General features: G+C 40.9%; 20 protein-coding genes. 10 read left to right on the forward strand and 10 right to left on the reverse strand.

Features of this window, described 5'->3' with window-relative positions; translation table 11 throughout:
* Positions 1-271 precede the first annotated feature (271 nt).
* Entirely contained in the window at positions 272-535 is a 264-nt protein-coding gene (locus QM629_RS16950) for a tyrosine-type recombinase/integrase (RefSeq protein ID WP_415161097.1), read from the forward strand.
* A 291-nt stretch (positions 536-826) separates the two neighbouring features.
* The gene (locus tag QM629_RS16955; RefSeq protein WP_415161078.1) at positions 827-1,117 is read left to right on the forward strand and encodes a hypothetical protein; all 291 of its coding nucleotides are present in this window, start codon (positions 827-829) and stop codon (positions 1,115-1,117) included.
* Between the two features lie 55 nt (positions 1,118-1,172).
* On the opposite strand, the gene QM629_RS16960 is transcribed toward QM629_RS16955, so the two are convergent.
* The 7 genes from QM629_RS16960 to uxuA form a co-directional block, all read right to left on the reverse strand.
* The gene (locus QM629_RS16960; RefSeq protein ID WP_415161079.1) at positions 1,173-1,580 is read right to left on the reverse strand and encodes a hypothetical protein; all 408 of its coding nucleotides are present in this window, start codon (positions 1,578-1,580) and stop codon (positions 1,173-1,175) included.
* 79 nt (positions 1,581-1,659) lie between these two features.
* Complete coding sequence (locus QM629_RS16965) at positions 1,660-1,812, reverse strand: hypothetical protein (protein ID WP_415161080.1); 153 nt, start codon at positions 1,810-1,812, stop codon at positions 1,660-1,662.
* Between the two features lie 256 nt (positions 1,813-2,068).
* Positions 2,069-3,022 carry a YihY/virulence factor BrkB family protein gene (locus QM629_RS16970; RefSeq protein ID WP_415161081.1) on the reverse strand — a complete coding sequence of 318 codons (954 nt, stop codon included), beginning with the start codon at positions 3,020-3,022 and terminating at the stop codon, positions 2,069-2,071.
* The gene (mltG, locus tag QM629_RS16975; protein ID WP_415161082.1) at positions 3,019-4,074 is read right to left on the reverse strand and encodes an endolytic transglycosylase MltG; all 1,056 of its coding nucleotides are present in this window, start codon (positions 4,072-4,074) and stop codon (positions 3,019-3,021) included. Before mltG ends, QM629_RS16970 begins: the two co-directional genes overlap by 4 nt.
* Positions 4,075-4,269: 195 nt before the next feature.
* Positions 4,270-6,411 carry a polyribonucleotide nucleotidyltransferase gene (gene pnp, locus QM629_RS16980; RefSeq protein WP_415161083.1) on the reverse strand — a complete coding sequence of 714 codons (2,142 nt, stop codon included), beginning with the start codon at positions 6,409-6,411 and terminating at the stop codon, positions 4,270-4,272.
* Positions 6,412-6,555: 144 nt separating this feature from the next.
* Positions 6,556-6,828 carry a 30S ribosomal protein S15 gene (rpsO, locus tag QM629_RS16985; RefSeq protein WP_415161084.1) on the reverse strand — a complete coding sequence of 91 codons (273 nt, stop codon included), beginning with the start codon at positions 6,826-6,828 and terminating at the stop codon, positions 6,556-6,558.
* Between the two features lie 124 nt (positions 6,829-6,952).
* A complete protein-coding gene (gene uxuA / locus QM629_RS16990; RefSeq protein WP_415161085.1) occupies positions 6,953-8,122 on the reverse strand; it encodes a mannonate dehydratase in 1,170 nt (389 codons plus the stop codon).
* A 217-nt stretch (positions 8,123-8,339) separates the two neighbouring features.
* On the opposite strand from uxuA, the gene QM629_RS16995 reads away from it, so the two are divergent.
* A complete protein-coding gene (locus QM629_RS16995; protein WP_415161086.1) occupies positions 8,340-10,817 on the forward strand; it encodes a YfhO family protein in 2,478 nt (825 codons plus the stop codon).
* A 63-nt stretch (positions 10,818-10,880) separates the two neighbouring features.
* Here the strand turns inward: QM629_RS16995 and QM629_RS17000 are convergent, their stop codons facing one another.
* From QM629_RS17000 to rplU, 3 genes are all read right to left on the reverse strand, one after another.
* Positions 10,881-11,033 (reverse strand): hypothetical protein, encoded by a 153-nt coding sequence (locus tag QM629_RS17000; RefSeq protein ID WP_415161087.1) that lies wholly within the window; start codon positions 11,031-11,033, stop codon positions 10,881-10,883.
* Positions 11,034-11,170: 137 nt separating this feature from the next.
* On the reverse strand, positions 11,171-11,431 hold the full coding sequence (gene rpmA / locus QM629_RS17005) for a 50S ribosomal protein L27 (protein WP_415161088.1): 261 nt from the start codon (positions 11,429-11,431) through the stop codon (positions 11,171-11,173).
* A gap of 45 nt (positions 11,432-11,476) precedes the next feature.
* Positions 11,477-11,782, reverse strand: coding sequence for a 50S ribosomal protein L21 (gene rplU / locus QM629_RS17010; protein ID WP_415161089.1), 306 nt, complete (start codon positions 11,780-11,782; stop codon positions 11,477-11,479).
* 206 nt (positions 11,783-11,988) lie between these two features.
* Here rplU and QM629_RS17015 point away from each other — a divergent pair, with 206 nt between their 5' ends.
* The 7 genes from QM629_RS17015 (at position 11,989) to QM629_RS17045 (ending at position 20,763) form a co-directional block, all read left to right on the forward strand.
* On the forward strand, positions 11,989-13,419 hold the full coding sequence (locus QM629_RS17015) for a GH3 auxin-responsive promoter family protein (protein WP_415161090.1): 1,431 nt from the start codon (positions 11,989-11,991) through the stop codon (positions 13,417-13,419).
* Between the two features lie 149 nt (positions 13,420-13,568).
* A complete protein-coding gene (locus QM629_RS17020; RefSeq protein ID WP_415161091.1) occupies positions 13,569-14,723 on the forward strand; it encodes a 1-deoxy-D-xylulose-5-phosphate reductoisomerase in 1,155 nt (384 codons plus the stop codon).
* Between the two features lie 341 nt (positions 14,724-15,064).
* Positions 15,065-16,417 (forward strand): RIP metalloprotease RseP, encoded by a 1,353-nt coding sequence (gene rseP, locus QM629_RS17025; protein ID WP_415161092.1) that lies wholly within the window; start codon positions 15,065-15,067, stop codon positions 16,415-16,417.
* Between the two features lie 352 nt (positions 16,418-16,769).
* The gene (locus QM629_RS17030) at positions 16,770-18,497 is read left to right on the forward strand and encodes a phospho-sugar mutase (protein ID WP_415161093.1); all 1,728 of its coding nucleotides are present in this window, start codon (positions 16,770-16,772) and stop codon (positions 18,495-18,497) included.
* Positions 18,498-18,695: 198 nt separating this feature from the next.
* On the forward strand, positions 18,696-19,235 hold the full coding sequence (locus QM629_RS17035; protein ID WP_415161094.1) for an RNA methyltransferase: 540 nt from the start codon (positions 18,696-18,698) through the stop codon (positions 19,233-19,235).
* A 27-nt stretch (positions 19,236-19,262) separates the two neighbouring features.
* Positions 19,263-20,348 carry an acyltransferase family protein gene (locus QM629_RS17040; RefSeq protein WP_415161095.1) on the forward strand — a complete coding sequence of 362 codons (1,086 nt, stop codon included), beginning with the start codon at positions 19,263-19,265 and terminating at the stop codon, positions 20,346-20,348.
* Between the two features lie 229 nt (positions 20,349-20,577).
* Complete coding sequence (locus QM629_RS17045) at positions 20,578-20,763, forward strand: Uma2 family endonuclease (protein WP_415161096.1); 186 nt, start codon at positions 20,578-20,580, stop codon at positions 20,761-20,763.
* The last annotated feature ends 304 nt before the right edge of the window (positions 20,764-21,067 follow it).

Below are 21,067 nucleotides of genomic sequence, written 5' to 3' on the forward strand. Positions count from 1 at the left end.
CTGCCATAAGTGATTATTTTAAAATAAATGCAATTCCTTATCATCTTTTTATAGACATTAATACTTTTCTTTTTAAAGCGGGTTTGCCTGGGCTTTTAAACAAGGATATATATATTAATTTACTAACTCATGCATCAAGCCAATGACCAGCTATTGCTTTATTGATTACGATCAATAATTTTTATAAATATTTTGGTGAGTTTGTGTTTATTATATAGAAGTTGTTCAGTGATTCCTGAAAATTTGTTAGCCCTGAACCCCCAATCAAGTGGTGAATCGCAGTATAAAGATAATCAGTGAGATTTGCGGGTTTGCAAAGCGATTAACCTTTCATGTAGCCAGACACACATTTGCCACCACGGTTACACTTTGCAATGGCGTTTCGATAGAATCTATCAGTAAAATGCTCGGACATACAAAAATCACGACAATGATGATTTATGCCAAAGTAGTGAAAATAAAAATCAGCGAGGATATGGCGGCATTAAGAGAAAAACTGGAAAGAGGCAAAAAAGGCCTAAGTATGGCAGTGTGATTTCGTAACTCGGAGATCGCATCCTGCAGTCTCCATTTTTTGATGTTACAATTTGTGACATCAAAACTATGAACTGAATTTTTTGGTATCGCAATTTGCGATACCAAAAATTAAAATAAATAGCCAGAGCTTATCACAATTTCAAACAAATAACAAACAGCTTGCAAGCTTTCACATTAAAGCAAGGGTTGGAAATCAATAAATATTATTTACCAATAAACTTTTTTGCGGGTGCTGCATTCTACAATTTTACAGGCATATTTGTTGAACCTTTTTATTAATATTTTAATTATGAAAAAACTATTTATTGTTATAAGCCTTGCTGTAAGCGCTTTAATTTTTAATAGCTGCAGTTCTTCGCATTATGTTTCAGAACAGCCTGCGGTGCCAGTATATGCAAGGCCCGAATCGCCCGGCCCGGCTTATGTTTGGGTTGATGGCGGATGGCGCTGGCATGGCGGCCGTTATGTTTATACAAACGGCTATTGGGCGAGGCCAAGGCAAAATCATGTGTGGGTGAACGGAACCTGGGTTAAAACCAGCCATGGCTATTATTGGCAAAGGGGGCACTGGAGGAAATAAAAATAAGGGTTGCCACAGATACAGCAACCCTTATTTTTTTTAGGCTATCGCCCTGTTATGAAATAGGCTCCGCCGTTAAATGCACTTTCGTCATTTGAAAATAATGGTTTTGCAACTGGTGCACATAATGTATAAGCGGATTAATGCGCTTGTCATCCCGGTACCATATATCTGCATGGCTGAAATCATCTGGTTTGGGTATCAGCACCCTGAATGATCCTTTTTTATATTTAACGGAACCATCAGGCATATCTTCCCGCACAAAATTCAGCTTCAGCATGGCATCATTGCTTATAGGCAAAGGATAAAGGTCTTCTGTTTCAAACCAGAATTCCTGTACATCCGTTGCGAGGCAAATCTGTTTTTCATCGCTATTCAGATTCACCACCTCACCTTCCCATTTTTTGCCTTCATATTCTCCCAAAAGATAATCGCCGGTTTTAATTTCATGAAACTTTATCATATAGCTTGTTTTTTTGGAAAAGGTAAAATTTATTTTCTGTTTTTTAGAAGCGTGGGCGTAAATTAATTTATTGTTCCTGTCAGCTTCCCCGGTTTGCGCCGGTTGAGCGTACTTTTTGTTTAGCGCCGCCTGGTTTGGAACTGGCTTTTATAAACTTCGAATTACTGTTTGATGCAGCCTGGGCTTTTGAATTTTTATTTGCCGACTTTTTATTATTTACCGGTAGTGACATAGCAATGATTTTAAATTTCTCCTGTAAATTATTATTATTTTTTGCCAGCAGGAACCTTTGATGAAATTTTTCATGCCTGCTTTGCATCGTTCCGGCCTGAAAAATTCAGGCCGGTTTGGAAATAGAATTGTAAGATAATACTTTCTCTTATTTGCCGAAAAACTTGTTTACATTTTTTGCCAATTAATATTTTGAGGGCTGGGAAAGCCTGAAGGGTTTAAACCATGCCTGCGGCAGGCAGGTTTGATTGGCCAGGTCAAACTTTCAGCTTATTATTTTTTTCTTCTGCTTTTTGCCTTAAATAATTAATGCTTACATTAAGCTCATAGCCTATAAGCAGCATTAATGAATTAATAAAGATGAGCAGCATGGTTATGAGCAAGGCGCCAATAGAGCCATAGATGCGGTTATAACTCGAAAAATTCTGCGCCCATATTGAAAAAACCCATGTTGCCAATACGATAAGAAGGGTGGCAAATACGGCGCCGGGCGACCACAGGCGCCATCGCTTTTGCACAGAGGGCGCATATTTATACGTATAGGCAACAGAGAAAAAGAACAGGAATATAACCAACAGCCATCTTAATAATTCTGTCCAGAAATTTTTTTCCTTCCCGCTTACGCCAAGCCGGTTTAAGAAAGAAGCAAACAAGGCGCCCTGCCCTATGCTTAATAATATGGTTGCAATTACGAGCAGTATTAAAACAATGGTAAGCCTCATAGCCCGAAGCCTGCGCTGCATAAATTTTTTAGGAGACCGGACCAGGAGGGAGGAATCGAACGTGCGTATAATGCCCAGCATGGCATTGGACGAATAAAATAATGCAAGAATGAAACCTATGGACAATAAGCCTCTTTTGGGTTTATTAAACAGGTCGAGCATGGTTGTCATAATTAATGCCCGCGATTCTGAATTAGGCATTACATCGGCAATAAACCTGAATAATTCATCCTGCATATTTTGAGCAACCGGGAAATAAGGTATCAATGTAAAAAGAAAAATAGCAGCTGCAGGTATGGCCATTATAAAATTAAAGGCAATGGCGCTTGCCCTGTCTCTTATACCAATCCTGTTTATCTGGCTGATAACAAATGTTACCACGTCATACAGGCATAAGCCATAAAAGCCAGGCAATACCGTGGTCTTGCTTTTTCTTATGAGAAAAGCAACCGGTTTTAGTTCGGAAAGAAATTTTTCAAATTTCGTCAATGCTGTAATGTTTTATTCAGGCTGTCCAGTTGCCTTTTGGCAATTTCTTCATTCAGGGCCTGCTGATACAATTTCGCATATTTTTCATGCTCTGCAAAATTACTGGTGAACTGGTGATAACCGCTAAAATCGCTTTTCGCCACAAAAAACAAATAATCTGTTTTTGGGGCATTCAATACCGCATCTATTGTTGCCGGCGACGGCGTACAAATCGGCCCTGGCGGCAAGCCTTTGTTCCGGTAAGTATTGTAGGGCGATTCTGTATTTAACTGACCGTAATAAATGCGTTTCAATGCAAAATTCTTTAGAGCAAATTTTATGGTGGGGTCGGCTGCCAGTGGCATTCCACTATTCAGCCTGTTTATATATACGCTTGCAATATTTCCCTTTTCATCATTTTTATTGGTTTCTTCTTCCACAATTGATGCCAGTGTATAAACCTGCAGTTTGGTTAAATTAAGCGCTTCTGCTTTTTGCAGCCGGCCATCTTTATCCCAAAAATTATCCTGCTCGTCTTTCAACCGCAATAATATTTTTTTGGTTGATGTATTCCAGTTCAAAAAATAAGTATCAGGAATAATAATGGTCATGAGCGTATTGGTATCAACGCCTGCTGTTTGTAAAGAATCAGTATTTGTAAGAAATAATAAAGCCTGCAGGGAATCAGTTGAAAAATTCTTACCGATAATTTTTGCAAGGTCCTGCGGAATGCGCAGCTTATTAATCACCAGCCTTACCGGGCTTTGATGATTGTTTCGTAACGTTCTTAATATATTAAAAATGCTTTCGCCTTTTTTTATTTCAAACCTGCCTGGTGTTATGCGGCTAAATGCTTTTGCAGGCCTTGCCAGCAGTTTAAAAACAAAAACGGTACGAACGGTATACCCGGTATCCAGTTGTTTTTCTATCTGCGCTTGTGCATCAATGCCATCCCTTACATATATATACTTTATCTTGTTTGAAAATATGGTAGCCGGGCCAAATACAAGCCATGCAGTAATTAAAGCAAGCAACAATATAACCAGGGCAGCTATACCCAATATCCTTTTCATTCGTACAAGTTTGATTTTTCAATGGCCTCATGGAACCTCGCTATGTACATTCCCCAGTGTGAGAAAAATTATCATGCTCGGTTTCATATACCAACAAAGTTAAGTGTCTGTAATTATTATGGTTATGCTGATGGTTAAAACAAAAATCCCCTGCGCATGCAAGGGATTTTTACTAATTTGTATTTATTAAAAAAGCTATTCCTGTGGTTTTGGCCTGGCTTCAGGCTTTGGCATTAATGCCTTTCGGCTTAATTTAAATTTGCCTGTTTTAGGATCAAGGCCAATCAGTTTCACCTTTACAATATCCCCTTCCTTTAATACCCCTTCTATTGTTTCGAGGCGTTTCCAGCTTATTTCACTAATGTGCAATAAACCTTCTTTCCTCGGCAGGAATTCAACAAAGGCGCCATAAGGCTGAATGGTTTTTACTTTAGCTTCATATACTTCGCCAACCTGTGGCACAGCAACAATTCCCTTAACCCATTTCAATGCTTTTTCAACACTTTCTTTATTGGTTGAGAATATGCTTACTTCACCAAAGTTGCCTACTTCTTCAATATTGATAGTAGTGCCGGTTTCTTTCTGAATTTCCTGGATCACTTTGCCGCCGGGCCCAATAACCGCACCAATAAATTCTTTATCAATGATCAGTTTTTCCATGCGTGGTGCATGCGGCTTCACTTCAACCCTTGCCGCCGGAATGGCTTCATACATCGCATTCAGGATATGCAACCTGCCTTTGCGCGCCTGTTCCAATGCTTCACGCATTACATCCATGCTAAGGCCATCAATCTTAATATCCATCTGCACGCCACAAATACCATCGCGGGTACCGGTAACTTTAAAGTCCATATCGCCTAAATGGTCTTCATCCCCCAAAATATCACTAAGTATTGCATGCTTGTTATCGCTGGTACGTGTTATTAAACCCATAGCTATACCGCCTACGTGTTTTGGAACAGGAACACCTGCGTCCATTAAGGCTAATGAGCCGGCGCATACCGTTGCCATTGATGATGATCCGTTGCTTTCCAGAATGTCGCTTACAATACGTACGGTATAAGCATAATCGCTGCCGGGCATCATTTGTTTTAAGCTGCGCATAGCCAGGTTGCCATGGCCAACTTCCCTTCTGCCCGGTCCACGCATCGGTTTTACTTCGCCGGTTGAAAATGGCGGGAAATTATAATGCAGGATGAATTTGCTGTAATCGCTGGTGGCAGCGCTTTCAATCAATAATTCATCTAATGGCGTGCCTAATGTAACGGTTGTTAATGATTGGGTTTCACCACGGGTAAACAAGGCTGAGCCATGCGGCGATGGCAAAACATCTGTTTCCATATTCAGCGGGCGTACCTCATCCAGTTTACGGCCATCCAAGCGTTTGCGGTCATCCAGTATCATATTACGAACCACTTCCCACTGCAGGTCTTCATAATATTTCTTAGCCAGCTTAAGATGCTCTTCCGTAGTATCTTCCGGCAGGCTTAACAGCAATTCATCTTTAATAAGTTTGAATGCGTCAGACCTTTCATGTTTTGCTGTTCCACCCGCGGCAACCTGGTATAATCGGTCTTTGCAAAAAGCAATCACTTTTTCTTTCAGTTCTTCATTCTGTTCAGGCAAAGCATACTCGCGTTTGCCTTTAACGCCCACTTTATCCCGAAGTTCCTCCTGGGCTTTTATCTGAATCCGAATAGCATCGTGCGCTATCTGTAAAGCATTAACAAGGTCTTCTTCGCTGCATTCTTCACTTTCGCCTTCCACCATCATTAAGTTCTTTTCTGTGGCGCCGATGATGAAATCCATATCGGCATTGGCAAGCTGGGAGCGGGTGGGATTGACTATCATTTCACCGTCAACCCTTGCCACACGCACTTCAGAAATAATTTCCTTGATGGGAACATCGGAAACAGACAGTGCAGCGCTTGCTGCCAGGCAGGCCAGTGAATCAGGCATTACTTCAGGATCAGAGGAAACAAGCGTAACCAGCACCTGCACATCGCAGAAATAATCTTCGGGGAATAATGGGCGCAAAGCGCGGTCAATTAAACGGCTTATCAAAACTTCATAATCGCTCAGCCTTCCTTCGCGTTTAAAGAAAGAGCCCGGTATTCTTCCGGCGGCGGCAAACTTTTCGTTGTAGTCCACCGTTAATGGAAACCAGTCCTGCCCTGCTTTTGGCTCTTTTGAAGCCACCACGGTTGCGAGTATGATACAATTACCCTGGCGAATGGTAACAGCGCCATCGGCCTGGCGGGCAAGTCGGCCTGTTTCTATAATAATTTCCTGCCCGGCGGGCAGTTTAAAACTTGATTGAAATGGTTGAGATAACATAAAATTCGTTTTAAAAGAGAAAGAATAATGCGTGCTGCATGAGATAGCAGCCACTAAGCAATTGGCTAAATTATCGGGAGAATAATAAACACAATAAAAGCAAATCCCAACCATGTAGTTGGGATCGCTTTTTTAATATCTTAATTATTTTCTTAAGCCGAGCTTCTCGATAAGTGCGCGGTAACCCTGGAGGTCTTTTTTCTGAAGATAGGTTAACAGGCGTTTGCGCTGGCCAACCATGTGCATAAGACCGCTGTGTGTGTCAAAGTCTTTTTTGTTGCCCTGCAAATGTTTGGAAATGCTTGAAATACGTTCAGTCAGTAAAGCGATCTGCGCTTCGATTGAACCGGTATTTTCCGCTTTGCCGCCAAATTCGGCAAAAATGTTTTGTTTTTTTTCAATAGTTAAATAAGACATCTTAATTAATTTAATTGCATCCAGATTTTTTTCATCCTTCTATATAGGGGCGCAAAAGTAGGGTAAAAAGCTGAATTAACATCTTTATTTATACTGAATTAATTGATAAGGAAAAAATGGCTGCTCATGCCCAGTTATTTTCCCGGCTTATGCCCAGCATCAGCCCCCGCAATTCAGCCAGGCCGCGCATACGGCCAATGCAGGAATAGCCGGGATTGGTTTGCTTATCCATATCATCCAGCATTACATGGCCATGATCCGGCCTGAACGGAATGGCGGCACCGGTTCTTTGCTGGATGGCCAGCACTTCTTTTACTACCGCATACATATCGGTATCGCCGCCAAGATGATCGGCTTCATAAAAATTACCGAATTCATCCCGTTTTGTATTGCGGAGATGCACGAAATGCAGGCGGTCGCCAATGGTGCGTACAATATCAGGCAAATTATTTTTAATGCCGGCGCCCAATGAGCCTGAGCAAAAACAAATGCCATTGCTTTTATTTTTTACGGAAGAAAGAATGAATTCAATATCTTCTCTGTTGCTTACAATGCGGGGCAGGCCCAAAATATCAAAGGGCGGGTCGTCCGGGTGAATGGCCAGCTTTATACCTTCTTCATCGGCAACCGGTGTAATTTCCTGCAAAAAATATTTCAGGCTTTCGCGCAAAGCAGTGTGGTCAATATCTTTATACCAGTCCAGTTTTTCCTGCACTTCTTCAACTGTAATCTTTTTTTCGCCAGGCAGGCCGAATAATATGATGCGTGTAATTTCATCCAGTTGCGATTGCGGATATTGTTTGAACCTTTTTTCAGCTTCAAGTACAATAATTTCATTATAGCTTTCCGCAGCATTTTTTCTTTTTAATATGTGTATATCAAAAACGGCAAGGTCAAACCAATTGAAGTATAAAGCCCTTGAACCATCCGGCATCAGGTAATCAAGATGGGTACGCGTCCAGTCGGTCACAGGCATAAAATTGTAAGTAACGGTTTTTATGCCGCAGGCGGAAAGATTGCGCAATGTATCTTTATATTGTTCAATATATTTTTTGTAATCGCCTGTTTGCGTTTTAATGGATTCATGCACCGTAACGCTTTCCACAACATCCCATGTTAAACCTGCAGCTTCTATAATATCTTTTCGCTTTTGAATTTCCGCTACCGTCCAAACATCGCCATGCGGCACCTGGTGCAAAGCGTTTACAATACCCTTAGCGCCTGTTTGCAAAATATCGTTTAATGTAACGGGGTCATCAGGGCCAAACCACCGCCATGTTTCTTTTAACTGCATAATTTTTACAGGTTAATTCTTTGTTGAATGGATTTTTAATCGCTGCAAAAGTATCTTGTATTCGATATTAATACGGGCAATGTGATAAATAAATATCATTTGTTTATTTCCCTGTAAATGTTCCGTTGCTGCGAAAAATAAAATATAATCAAAGGAATGTAAGGGCGGCATTACAATTACACATTTTCATTAGGTTTGCCGCTCTTAAAATTCATGTATGAATAAGTTTAACTGGAGTAAGGTTATGCCGCATCTTATTGCCATTGCCGTTTTTTTGGTTGTAGCGCTTATATATTGCAAACCGGCATTGCAGGGCAAAGTGTTGCAGCAAAGTGATATTATTCACTGGAAAGGCATGGCCCAAAACTCCTTTACATATAAAGAAACGCATGGCCATTTTCCTTTATGGACAAACGGCATGTTCAGCGGCATGCCGGCCTACCAGATCGCCATGGATCCCAACAATCCGTTTAACCTGATTTACATACATTCCGTATTATCGCTGTTTCTGGGCAAGCCCTTCCAGTTTTTCTTTCTGCTGTGCCTGGGGTTTTATTTCCTTAGCCAGGTGTATAAAGCTGATTACCGCATCGGCATTGCCGGCGCACTGGCTTATGCATACTCCTCATTCAGCCCCATATTGGTGGTGGCAGGCCACGAATCGCAGGTGCTTGTTATGGCGTATATGCCGGCATTACTGGGCGCTGTACTGCTTGTATATCAAAAGAAATACTGGGTGGGCGCTGCGCTTACCGCTTTGTTCACCAGTTTATTTATTGCGCTAAACCACCTTCAGGTAACCTATTATTTTTTAATAGTGGCCTGTTTTATGACACTGTATTACGTTATGCAATGGATTCGTGCCAAAGAATATAAACACCTTATAAAATCATTGGTTATTGTTGGCATTACCGGCATTATAGGCGTGGCGTCAAACATGGTAATACTGGCAACGACTTATGATTTTTCCAAAGCCACCATGCGCAATGGTGTATTGGATTTAGATTCAAACAACACAGCAACAAAAACAACAGGCCTGCCGGTTGATTATGCTTTTCAGTGGAGCTTTGAAAAGCCGGAAGTTTTGTCAATACTTGTGCCCAATATTTATGGCGGCGTTTCGGGCGGTGATAACGGCCTTGATAAAAATTCACATTTTGCAAAGTTGGCAACACAGAGTGGTGTACCAGAGGACCAGGCGGCCCAGTTAGCATCGCAAATGCCAACATATTGGGGTGAACAACCATTTACTTCAGGGCCGGTTTATTTGGGGGCAATCATCTGCTTCCTGTTCGTTTTTGGAATGATATACCTGAGGCGAAAAGATAAATGGTGGATGCTGGCAGTAAGCGTTCTGGCTATTATGATGAGCTGGGGCAGGTTCTTTCCTGAACTTAATAATTTTCTTTTTAATTACCTGCCCATGTATAATAAGTTCAGGGTACCTACATACACACTTATTATTCCACAACTAATATTCCCATTGCTCAGCGTAGTTACTTTACAACAGTTATTTTTTGCTGAAAAAGACAAAGCATACACATGGAAAAAGCTAAAGATTTCAGGTTATGTAACGGCCGGTGCATTCCTGGTGATTGCTATGCTTTATTCAAGCTTTACGTATGAGTCATCAACTGATAGTTCAACTGTAAATTATTTAAGCCAGCTAACAGGGGGCAATAAAGATGTTGCCAATAATTTTTACAACGCATTAAAACAAGACAGGCAATCATTATTCGGCAGCGATATTATGCGTTCTTTAATTTTTGCTGCGCTTGCCTTTGCATTTGTATGGTTATATATAAAAGATAAACTCAAAGCTCCATACGCCATGCTGGCCATTTTACTATTAAGCTCCATTGATATACTGGCTGTAGGAAGAAGGTATTTGAATGATAATAAATTTCAAACCAAAGAAGACCAGCAGGCGCAAAGCTTTACACCTTCAGCAGTTGACCAGCAAATATTGCAGGATACAGGTTATTATCGTGTGCTTAACATCAGCGCAAGCGACCCTTTCCAGGATGCCATGACATCTTACTTCCACAATTCGGTAGGCGGTTATAACCCGGCTAAACTTGCCATTTACCAGGATTTGATCACTTACCAGTTGAATGGCAAACTAAACATTAATGTGCTGAACATGCTTAATACAAAGTATGTTATCAATCGCGGGCAACAAGGCGCTGAAGCACAGGTAAACCCGGGCAACCTGGGCGCATGCTGGTTTACAAAACAGGTGGCTTATGTAAAAGATGATGCAGCCGCCATGCGTGCATTGGACAAAAACAATCCGGCAGACAGCGCCATTATAGAAGAAGCTGAAAAAAGCAAAATTGCATTTGCGCCGTCATTTGACAGCACGGCATCTATTCATTTAATAAAGAATGATAATGACGTAATAACCTATTCCAGTAAAAGCAATACCAACCAGTTTGCCGTATTCAGTGAAATATATTACGACCGTGGCTGGAAGGCATACGTTGATGATAAAGAAACGCCGATTGTAAGAACAGATTATGTACTGCGTGGCCTGGCTGTTCCGGCAGGTGCGCACAACATTCGTTTTGAATTTAAGCCGGCTTCTTTTTACAACAGCCTTATCGTTGCCATAATAGCATCGGCCATTGTATGGCTGCTTCTGGCCATTACAGCATTCCTGTATTTCAGGAATAAGCCGAAGCAAACCATATAAATAAAAAAGTCCCCCGATGCTTCGGGGGACTTAAATTTTCTATTAACGCTAAAGCTAAACTGCTTATTTTTTCTTTGCAGCTTTCTTAGGAGCTGCTGCTTTTTTGGGAGCTGCTTTCTTTGCCACTTTCTTAGGAGCTGCTGCTTTTTTAGGGGCAGCTTTCTTTGCTACCTTTTTAGGCGCTGCTTTTTTTGCGGCTTTTTTTGCTGTTGCCATAGTTTTGAAATTTAAATGGTTAGTAAAATAATTCGACTAAAGTATAAACTATATTACGAAGCACCAAAAAAATTATCCATATAACGTGGATAACTCGTGTATATGGATAATGCTATGGAATGAAAAATATAATTATGTTAGGCTTCTGCCGGTGTAACAGAAACAGTGGTTTTATTTTCCTTTGTTTTTCTAAATTCAACGGTTCCATCAGTAAGCGCAAACAAGGTAAAGTCTTTGCCAACACCTACATTTTTACCAGGATGATACACTGTTCCTCTTTGACGAACAATTATGTTACCTGCTATGGCAGGCTGGCCACCATAAATTTTTACGCCTAAACGTTTGCTTTGGGAATCGCGGCCGTTCTTTACACTGCCTTCACCTTTTTTATGTGCCATATAAATTAATAATTTAAAATTTGAAGTTGATGATTATAAAATTGATTAGGCTATGCTTTCAATTTTAATTTGTGTGTACTGCGTTCTGTGGCCGTGTTTCTTGCGAAAACCTTTTCTTCTTTTCATTTTAAAGGCAATCACCTTATCGCCTTTTACAAGGTCGTTTACAATTTCAGCCTTAACGGTGGCCGTTGCATCTTTACCGGCAGAAAGCTTGCCATCGGCATCTACCAATAAAATATCAGAAAATTCAACTTTATCGCCACTTTTGCCTGCAATATGCGGAACATAGAGGTTTTGCCCTTCCTGTACTTTGAATTGCTGGCCGGCAATTTTAACTATCGCGAACATAATTTTTAAAAATTTGGACGGCAAAGGTAATGTATCATAGCATATTTATGAAAAGAAATTTGTAAATATTCTCCTAAGCTTCTTGCAAAGAACCTTTTTAAAATCACTTCCCACTAAATTTGCGGCTTTAGCGTTTGCTTATGTATTTAAAATCTTTGTTAGCACGTCCATTGGCCAGTTATATTTCAGGCAAAACCAAAAAATGGATGGAATCCGCCGTTGAAGACCAGGAAAAGATCATGAAAATGCTGGTAAAATCAGCCCGGCAAACTGATTTTGGCAAAGATCATGGTTTTGATAAAATTGAATCATACGAGAATTTTAAAAGGCAGATCCCAGTTCGCGATTACGAACAAATAAAGCCGTATATCAATAAAGTAAAAGAAGGCCGGGAAAATGTGCTTTGGCAAGGCAAGCCCATCTATCTTGCCAAAACCAGCGGCACTACCAGCGGTGTAAAATACATTCCTATTTCAAAACAAAGTATTTCCAATCACATTGAAACAGCAAGAAATGCATTGTTATGTTATATGGCCGAAAGCGGTAATTCGCTTTTTGCCAACGGCAAAATGATCTTTTTAAGCGGTTCGCCGGAACTGGAACGCATTGGCGGCATTCCTACGGGAAGGTTAAGCGGCATCGTTAACCATCACATACCTAAATATTTAAGGGGCAACCAGCTTCCTTCCTACGAAACCAATTGTATTGAAGACTGGGAAACCAAGCTCGATGCGATTGTAAAAGAAACCATCAGCCAGGATATGACGCTCATCAGCGGCATCCCCCCATGGATGCAAATGTATTTTGACCGGATAATGGAAGTTTCTGGTAAAAAAGTGGGCGAGCTGTTTAAAAATTTATCGGTGTTGGTTTATGGCGGCGTAAATTTTGAACCCTATAAAAACCGTATTGAAGAAAGCCTCGGCAGAAAGATTGATTCCATTGAATTATTTCCAGCCAGCGAAGGCTTTTTTGCCTTCCGGGATTCGCAGAAAACAGAAGGCTTATTATTAAATACCGATTCGGGTATTTTCTTTGAATTTATTCCTGCCGGTGAAATTGGCAAACCAAACCCGCAAAGGCTGCAGTTAAAAGACGTACAGGTTAATGAAAATTATGCAATGATTGTAAGCAATAATGCCGGCCTTTGGGCTTACGATGTGGGCGACATGATAAAATTTGTAAGCGTTAAACCTTACCGTTTAATTGTTACCGGCAGAACAAAACATTTTATTTCAGCGTTTGGCGAGCATGTAATTGGTGAAGAAGTGGAATTTGCATTAACGCATGCTGCTGAAAAATTACATACGAACGTAATAGAATTTACCGTGGCGCCCATGGTGGCGCAAACAGAAGGCAGGAGTTACCACGAATGGTTTATTGAATTTGAAGATGTACCGGAAAACATTAATGCGCTTGCCGCAGAAATTGATCATAACCTTCGTGAAAAAAATATTTACTACGACGATCTTATCAGTGGCAATATTCTTGACCCATTAAAGATTGTGCCCATACGCAAAAATGGTTTTATAGATTATATGAAATCAATTGGCAAACTGGGCGGCCAGAATAAACTCCCACGCCTAAGCAATGAAAGAATAATTGCAAACGCGTTATATAATTACAAAACCAATTAACGTTATTATGCTTGCTTAATTGTGAGTGGTAAATGGTAAGTCGTGCATGTTTGTGTTCATGCACAACTGATAACTCACCGGCGTATTTAATTAAAACAACAGGGCATCTTAATTCTTTTATCTTTACAACTTTAAGCAAGTTAGCAGCTATGGTTAAACGCATTGCAATTTTTGGCTCCACAGGCTCAATAGGCACACAGGCATTAGAAGTAATTGAAGCAAATGCTGATAAGTTTTCCGCAGAAATACTTACGGCTTATACCAACGATAAGTTACTGGTTGAACAGGCACTGAAGTTTAACCCCAATATAGTTGTTATTACAGATGAAAGAAAGTATGAGGTTGTAAAAGACGCTTTATCAAACACACAGATAAAAGTGTTTGCAGGAGAAAAAGCATTGAATGAAGTGGCGCTGATGGATTCGTACGATCTCATGCTGGCCGCCATAGTTGGTTACGCTGGTTTTCAGCCTACTTTAAATGCCATTGAAATTGGCAAGCCTGTAGCGCTGGCCAATAAAGAAACCCTGGTGGTTGCCGGCGATATTGTAATGCAGAAAGCTTTTGAAAAGAAAGTGCCGGTTATTCCCGTTGACAGCGAGCACTCTGCTATTTTTCAATGCCTGATTGGTGAAGGCAGAAATAAAATTGAAAAGATAATACTCACGGCCAGCGGCGGCCCGTTTCTGGGCAAGAAACCTAACTTCCTGGTAAATGTAAAACGCGACCATGCTTTGCAACATCCGAATTGGACAATGGGCGCTAAAATAACCATTGACTCTGCCACACTCATGAATAAGGGCCTTGAAATGATTGAGGCCAAATGGTTGTTCAGCCTGCATCCTGACCAGATACAGGTAATGATACACCCGCAAAGCATTATTCACAGCATGGTGCAGTTTGAAGATGGCAGCATAAAAGCGCAGATGGGTTTGCCCGATATGAAGCTGCCTATTCAGTACGCACTGGCTTTTCCGCAAAGGCTGCCCAATACATTTCCGCGTTATGATTTTAAAAAACCTTCAACCTTAACCTTTGAAGAGCCCGACCTGCGCACTTTCCGCAATCTTTTGCTGGCCACCGATGCTTTATATAAGGGTGGCAACATGCCCTGCATTTTAAACGCCGCCAACGAAATAGCCGTATTTGCATTCCTGCGCAATAAAATAGGATTTCTCGATATTACAGCGCTTGTTGAAAAAACCATGGAGAAAATTGATTTCATAGAAACACCAACTTTGGATGAATACCTTGAAAGCGATGCAGAAGCCCGTGAATATGCAGCATCGCTCATACAATTATAAGTCCCATCTTCTAAAGCGCGCTATTTATAACCAGGCCTTTTATCCAGCTTATATTATTTGATTAACAAATGAATTGCTATCATTGCAAAATTTTTAAAGTTGTTTGAATGTGTTCAGGATTATACATTGCTGAAGCTGAATAACAAATCAATAGTTGAAGTCCTGCCCGGCTGGCGCCGGTCAGACGGGGATGCGACGTAACGAGGGTGCCATGCAAACAACAGCCGGTGACCCAAAAAAAATTGCGAAGCAATCATAAAAACAACAACAGTGGGTAAAATACTAATCAAACTAAAAACATTCTTAATCTTAAAAAGTCCCTTTAGGGATTTAGGGCTACTATGACATTATTAGCAATTGACTGGACGAGCGTTGGCGTTAAAGTACTCCAATTTATTTTATCGTTTTCCATATTGGTTACGCTGCATGAACTGGGCCATTATGCCACTGCAAAATGGTTCAGGTGCCGCGTTGAAAAATTTTATTTATTCTTCGATCCCTGGTTCAGCATCTGGAAAAAGAAGATCGGCGAAACGGTTTATGGCATTGGCTGGGTGCCTTTTGGCGGCTATGTGAAAATTTCGGGCATGGTGGATGAGAGCATGGACAAAGAACAATTGAAACAACCGCCGCAACCTTATGAGTTCAGGAGCAAACCGGCCTGGCAACGCTTGATAATCATGGTGGCCGGCGTATTTATGAACGTGGTGCTGGCTATAGTAATTTTTATAAGCATTACCTGGGTTTGGGGCGACCGTTATATTCCGGTTGAGAATTTAAAATACGGCGTATATGCCGATAGCCTTGGCACCAAAATAGGTTTGAAAGATGGCGATAAAATTGTGTTGGTTGATACAGAAAGAATTGAAAAAGTTGGAACAGTTGGTTCTGAAATTATTATCAACGAAGCCAAATCAATTACGGTTGACAGGAATGGCGAGCTGATTAAACTGCCGCTTCCGGCAGGGTTTATTGGCCAGTTGAACAAGAACAGGCTGGGTGGCTTTTCCTATGTTAGAATTCCGCTGATTGTAGATTCCGTTTTGGAGAAAGCAAAAATAAAATCGGGCAGCCTGCAAAAAGGCGACAGCGTAATTGCATTTAATCATTCGCCTGTATATTTTAATGTTGACTATGCAAAGCTCACCAAAGATTATAAGAATAAAGATGGCGTTATCACTGTTTTGCGCAATGGCAAAGACACCGTGAATGCCGCTGTATCTTTTGACGATAATGGCAATAATTATATTGGCTTCAAAGGCCCCGACAAAATTTTAGGTACCAAACAAATCAATTATACATTTCTCGAAGCCATACCGGCGGGCATAAGCAAATGCTGGGAAACGCTTGATAAATATGTGCGTAATCTGAAACTGCTTTTCACTTCATCAGAAGTAAAAGTAAGCGATTCGCTGGGCAGCGTTATCAGCATCGGCGATGCCTTCTCCGGTGTGTGGGACTGGCAAAGTTTCTGGACGCTTACCGCTATCTTCTCCATACTGCTTGCTTTTATGAACATATTGCCCATACCTGCATTGGATGGCGGCCACGCATTGTTCTGTATGTATGAAATCATTACCGGCCGCAAGCCAACGGATAAGTTTATGGAATATGCGCAAATGTTTGGCATGATACTCTTGCTTGGCTTAATGGCGTATGCGCTGGGGCTGGATATATTCCGGCTGTTTAAATAATCCTCCTCACCCTCGTTCCCTCCCGATACTTCGGGAGGGATGCCTATATACGAAGTGCTTTATTGTATTTTAACAGCGGCGCCCTAAAACTTTATGTGTGCTTATTAGAAACTCTTTAAGCTATTTATTTTGGTTATCAGCTAATGAACAGATGTCATCACGGCTGGCCTGTCCCGATTTTTCAGGAGTCACTCCCTTCTACTGCATATTTTCATGGCATCACAAACCACAACCAAAACACATAAACAATGTTATATGCTTCACGAACATAAAAACTCCCCTTTAGGGGATGGGGTAAATTGTCTTTGTTATATATTTACGCCTCTTAAATTAAAACTATAAACTATCAGTTATGGATGCTGCCGTAAAACAAAAAGTAGAAACCTGGCTTAATGGCAATTACGATGAAGAAACCAAGAACGAGATAAAAAAACTGCAAAGCAGTAATGAAACAGAGCTCATTGAATCTTTTTACCAGAACCTCGAATTTGGCACCGGCGGTTTGCGCGGCTTAATGGGCGTTGGCACTAACCGCATGAATAAATATACGGTAGGCATGGCCACACAGGGTTTTGCCAATTATTTAAAAAAGACCTTAGGCAATGTTGAAATAAAAGTGGCCATTGCGCACGACAGCCGCAACAACAGCCGCTTTTTTGCAGAAACAACAGCCAATGTTTTCGCAGCAAACGGTATAAAGGTTTTTTTGTTTGAAGCCCTGCGCCCTACACCTGAATTAAGCTTCACCATCCGTTACCTGAAACTGAATGGCGGCGTTGTGATAACGGCTTCACATAATCCGAAAGAATATAACGGTTATAAGGCTTACTGGAACGATGGCGGGCAATTGGTTCCTCCGCATGATAAGAATGTAATTAAAGAAGTGGAAGCCATTAAAAGCGTGGATGATGTTAAGTTTACCGGCGGTGAATCACGCATCACCATCATCGGCAAAGACATAGATGAAGCTTACATCAAAATGGTGAAAAGCCTGAGCGTTTATCCTGATGTTATTCAAAAGCAGCACGATCTTAAAATAGTTTACACGCCCATACATGGCACGGGCATTACGCTGGTGCCAAAAGTGTTGAAGGAATTTGGCTTTGACAATGTAACTATTGTTGAAGAACAGGAAACACCGGATGGCAATTTTCCAACCGTTGTTTATCCCAATCCTGAAGAAAGTGAAACTATGAGCATCGGCCTTAAAAAAGCAGCGGAACTGGATGCCGATATTTTACTGGGCACCGATCCTGATGCCGACCGGGTTGGTATCGGTATAAAAAATCATAAAGGCGAATGGGTACTGATGAACGGCAATCAAACAGCCGTGCTGGCTATTTCCTACATGCTCGAAGCCCGCAGGGCAAAAGGCATTGCACAGCCCAATGATATGGTTATAAAAACGATCGTAACCACGTATATGATTGATGCTATTGCAGAAAAAAACAGCGTTGCCTGTTACAATGTGCTTACAGGCTTTAAGTGGATTGCTGAATTAATAAAAGAAAAAGAAGGCAAAGAGAATTATATCATAGGCGGTGAAGAAAGTTTTGGTTTGATGGTGGGCGACAAGCTGCGGGATAAAGATGCGGTTTCTGCCGTGGCATTCCTTTGCGAAATGGCTGCTTATGAAAAAAATAAAGGCGTAAGCTTATACAATAAGCTCATTGACCTTTACATTCAATATGGCTTCTTCTACGAAGAACTGATAAGCATTACCAAAAAAGGCATGCGCGGCCAGGAAGAAATTGCGGAGATGATGAAAGCCTATCGTGATAACCCGCCAACAACAATCAATAACTCGCCTGTTGTTGAATTGCTCGACTATCAAACACAGGAAGGCAGGAACTTAAAAACCGGCGAAACCTGGAAGATTGAATTGCCCAAAAGTAATGTGCTGCAGTTTAAGCTGGAAGACGGTTCAAAAATTTCTGCAAGGCCAAGTGGTACGGAACCCAAAATTAAATTCTACTTTAGCGTTCATACCAGGCTTGGCAGCAAAGAAGCATTTGATAATGCGCTGGCTGCACAAAAACAAAAGATACAGGATATTATTGTTAACATGAAGCTGAAATAATTTTGAGCCAATTGCTATACTTACTGCCTTGCAAATACGCAGGGCAGTTTTGTTTTTTTGCGCCATGCATAAATTAAGGAGTTGCTCTGCGAAGTCTCCTGACTTCGCAGTTCTATGCGCGAAGTCTCCGACTTCAAATTAACGCCTGCATTCAAATATCTATTGGTCAAATGTTACCGGCAGTTTTATTTTTGCGCCATGCGCAAACTAAGCATGGATGAACTGAACCGCAAAACGGTTGAAGAATTTAAGCAGGCCGATAAACATAAAATAATTGTTGTGCTCGATAATATCCGCAGCGCTTACAATGTGGGCAGCATATTCAGGACATCGGATGCATTTTTAATTGAATGCATTTTTGTTTGCGGTTATACGCCGCCGCCAACGCATCGTCAGGTTGATAAAACAGCGCTTGGCGCTTCTGAAACTGTTGACTGGATGCAGTTTGATAACATTGTTGATGCCATCAGCCAGCTTAAGCAAAACGGTTATAAAATCTATGCGATAGAGCAGGCTGAAAACAGTATCTCACTGGAAAATTTTTCCATCAATCCCAACCAAAAAACAGCCGTTGTTTTTGGCAACGAAGTAACCGGCGTGCAGGATTTAGTCATGCAGCAGTGCGATGGCTGTATTGAAATTCCGCAGCAGGGCATGAAGCATTCATTGAATGTAAGTGTTGCCGCAGGTGTTGTACTGTGGCAGTTGGTGAAGGGCGTGCAACATCCTGAGTTTTGAAATTAAAATAAACATTTCTCCCACCGCATGATAAACAAAACCACGGGTACTTCTGTTTTAAGGACCAAACCACATTTTGATATTCTTGATGGCTTAAGAGGCATAGCAGCGCTGGCAGTTGTTATATTTCATTTTATGGAGTGGATTTTCTCAGATTACAGCCAAAATTTTATCGGTCATGGTTTTCTGGCTGTTGATTTTTTCTTTTGCCTCTCCGGTTTTGTTATGGGTTATGCGTATGACAACCGCATGCAGCAACTGGGCTTAAAAAATTTCTTTGTTGTACGGTTAATAAGGTTGCAACCATTGGTAATTATCGGATCCGCGCTTGGCCTTATTGGTTTTCTGCTCGATCCCTTTTCAACAGCTTATCTTGATTACAGCGCCGGGAAAATATTGCTGCTGTTTATTGCTTCCATTATGCTTATACCCATGCCCTCCATGCCAGACCGCGCCTTTAACCTGTTTGGTTTAAATGCGCCATCATGGTCGCTGTTTTGGGAATACATTGCCAACATCATTTATGCATTTTTTCTTTGCCGCATAAAACGAAACGTTCTTATCATCATAACAATTATTGCAGGCATATTGTTAAGTTATGTAAGCTATCGTTCGGGCAATTTATTGGGCGGATGGTCAGGAGGCACTTTTTGGGATGGCGGCGCAAGGCTGGCCTATTCATTTTCTGCGGGCCTGCTCATCTGCCGCAGTAACTGGATCATCAAAAACAACATTGGTTTTATTGGCCTCACAGTGTTGTTAAGCTTAGCCTTCCTTATGCCGGGAACAAGTTTTAACTGGTTAACAGAACTGCTTGTTGTATTGTTTTATTTCCCGTTAATCGTATCGCTTGGCGCAGGCTCTGCACTTAACCCAAAAATGAAAAGCATTTGCATATTCTCCGGCAACATATCTTACCCTTTATACATGACACATTATGCCGCATTATGGATTTTTGGCAACTATTACACCACCTTCAAACCACCAATGGAAAAACTTCCTTACATCATCATTCCCGGTGTGATTTTCTTAGTGGTATTTGCCTGGCTGGTAATGAAATTTTACGATATGCCGGTAAGGAAATATTTAAAGAAAAAGGTAGCCGGCTCGTAATAAATTTTACTTTGGCTTGCCTCCAAAGTTTAAAGCAATATTTGGGTTACCAGCTGGGGAATTCATGGCAGCTTCGTTGCGTCGCAACAATTCGGCTGCATATTTAAATCAACAGCGTGTTTAAGTTCATGCATTTTATAGATAATAGTGTGTCCAAAATTTTAATTATCTTTTAAATGCCGGCTTATTTGGTAAGTAAGAATAATAAAATGCCCCGCACTTGGTTCAGATGCGGGTCGGTGTCATAATAATCATCCTTAAATGTAATGAAAATTCGGGCATCATTCATCAAAAACGCATTTACGGCGCGCCCGATTTGATAATAGAAGTTTTATCTCCCGGAACCGGGAAATACGACTTAGGCAAAAAACTTGAAGTATATGAAAAATCCGGTGTGCTGGACGAAGTGAAGTAAGAAAAGCTGTTACATTACCTGTAATGTGCAATAGAATAGGTGTATGGGGAAGGGGCGTTGGCACTACCGGCTACAGAGAAGAATTTGGAACTTATTTTATTGAAGTTACTAATGATACGTACAAAGAAAGACATCAATTAATTATTCAAAGATAAAACGGTTTGCTTATATCATAAACTAAGAAGCTGTCTAGAAATGAAATGTAAAAATACCCTTATGTGGATAAGTGGATAAAAAAGGCTGTGGCTTAATGGAGGAAAGTCGTTTTAAAAGATTCACCAAAAAATTTTAAAATGACAAATTA

The sequence above is a fragment of the Parafilimonas sp. genome, assembly GCF_047606085.1.
Taxonomy (GTDB): domain Bacteria; phylum Bacteroidota; class Bacteroidia; order Chitinophagales; family Chitinophagaceae; genus Parafilimonas.